Annotated in this window: 2 protein-coding genes; one reads left to right on the plus strand and one right to left on the minus strand. The window is 65.8% G+C overall.

Going from position 1 to position 1,431, the window contains the following annotated elements:
• Positions 1–41: 41 nt before the first annotated feature.
• Positions 42–850 (plus strand): IS5 family transposase gene (locus ACGF8B_RS42060; protein ID WP_392748217.1). Its coding sequence is split into 2 segments (ribosomal slippage): positions 42–389 and positions 392–850, totalling 807 coding nucleotides; the frame shifts between segments, so codons are not numbered across the junction.
• Positions 851–886: 36 nt separating this feature from the next.
• Here ACGF8B_RS42060 and ACGF8B_RS42065 read toward each other — a convergent pair.
• The coding region (locus ACGF8B_RS42065) for a hypothetical protein (RefSeq protein WP_392748219.1) at positions 887–1,431 on the minus strand (545 nt) is incomplete at its 5' end.

Consider the following 1,431-nt stretch of genomic DNA (forward strand, 5'->3'; position numbering starts at 1 on the left):
AGAAGCCGTTTCTTATGGCTTGATCGTTCGTTGAGTTGTGCATGGCGAATCTGGTTGAGCGGCTGGTGCCGGATGAGTTGTGGATGCTGTTCCGGCGGGTGGTTCCGCCCATGGAAGTGAAGCGTCCGCAGGGCGGAGGGCGCCGTCGGGCTGGCGACCGTGAGGTTCTGGCCGCGGTCATCTTCGTGGCCACCTCGGGCTGTACTTGGAGGCAGCTCCCGCCAGTGTTCGGTCCGGCCTGGCAGACGGTCTACCGGCGGTTCGCCAAGTGGAGCGCGGACCGGGTCTGGGCCCGTCTCCACCGTGTGGTCCTGGATGAACTCGGGGCGCGGGGTGAGCTGGACTGGTCGCGGTGCGCTATCGACTCCGTGAGCGTCCGGGCGGCAAAAGGGGGCTTCTGACGGGACCGAATCCGACCGACCGAGGCAAGTTGGGATCGAAAATCCATCTGGTCACCGAGCGGAACGGCCTGCCGCTGTCCCTGGGCATCTCCGGCGCCAACATGCACGACAGCCAGGGACTGGAACCGCTCATCCGTGGGATCCCGCCCATCCGTTCCCGTCGCGGCCCGCGTCGCAGGCGACCGGCGAAGCTGCATGCGGACAAGGGCTACGACTACGACTACCTGCGGCGATTGCTCCGTTCACGCGGCATACGCCACCGCATCGCCCGCAGGGGAGTCGAGTCCTCCGCCCGGCTCGGCCGCCACCGATGGGTCGTCGAACGAACCGTGTCCTGGCTGGCCGGCTGCCGACGGCTGCACCGCCGCTACGAACGCAAGCCCGAGCATTTCCTTGCCTTCGTCGGCATAGCGGCCCTGCGCATCTGCTTCCGTCGGCTGACCATCTGAGCCTGGGAACTTGGGCAGGGTGGCCATCCTGATCCGTCAAAGACCCGACGGGCTGCCGGAAAGCCAGTGGGCATGCCGGTCGCGGGTCCGATCCCGTTCCTCAGGCGTGGTGAGGAAGACATCGGCGCCCCCGTCGTAGGGGTAGTGAATACGTCTCATCTGAGTGTCGGTGACGAAGACGCCTGCCACCTTGTCGTCGGCGATGTTACGGAGCAGTTCGTCGAGGCAGCCATGTCGCCAGGGTCGGCGGGCGGCGAAAAGATGGCAGTAGGTGCGGAACTTCGGGTCAGGGTCGTCCTCCACCAACAGGCTCTGCCAGTAGCCAGCGTCAGGTTGGAACGGTGGAACCTCGGCTTCGGTCGTCCAGACCGGTGTGATCACGTACACGTCCCCACCGGCAAACAACTCATCGAGGACCGTGTTGTACCGCCCCAGGACGATGGCGTACTCGCTCTCGTCCTCTGCGTATCGTTTCGACTCCGGCAGGCTGTGGAAGCGCACCCAGACATCCCGGTGCGGGTCGCGAAGCTTGTACCCAACCGGCGGGCAGTCGGGCCAACGCCGCTGCCACAGGTCCGTCA

The organism is Streptomyces sp. NPDC047917 (assembly GCF_043204345.1).
Taxonomy (GTDB): Bacteria; Actinomycetota; Actinomycetes; order Streptomycetales; family Streptomycetaceae; genus Streptomyces; species Streptomyces sanglieri.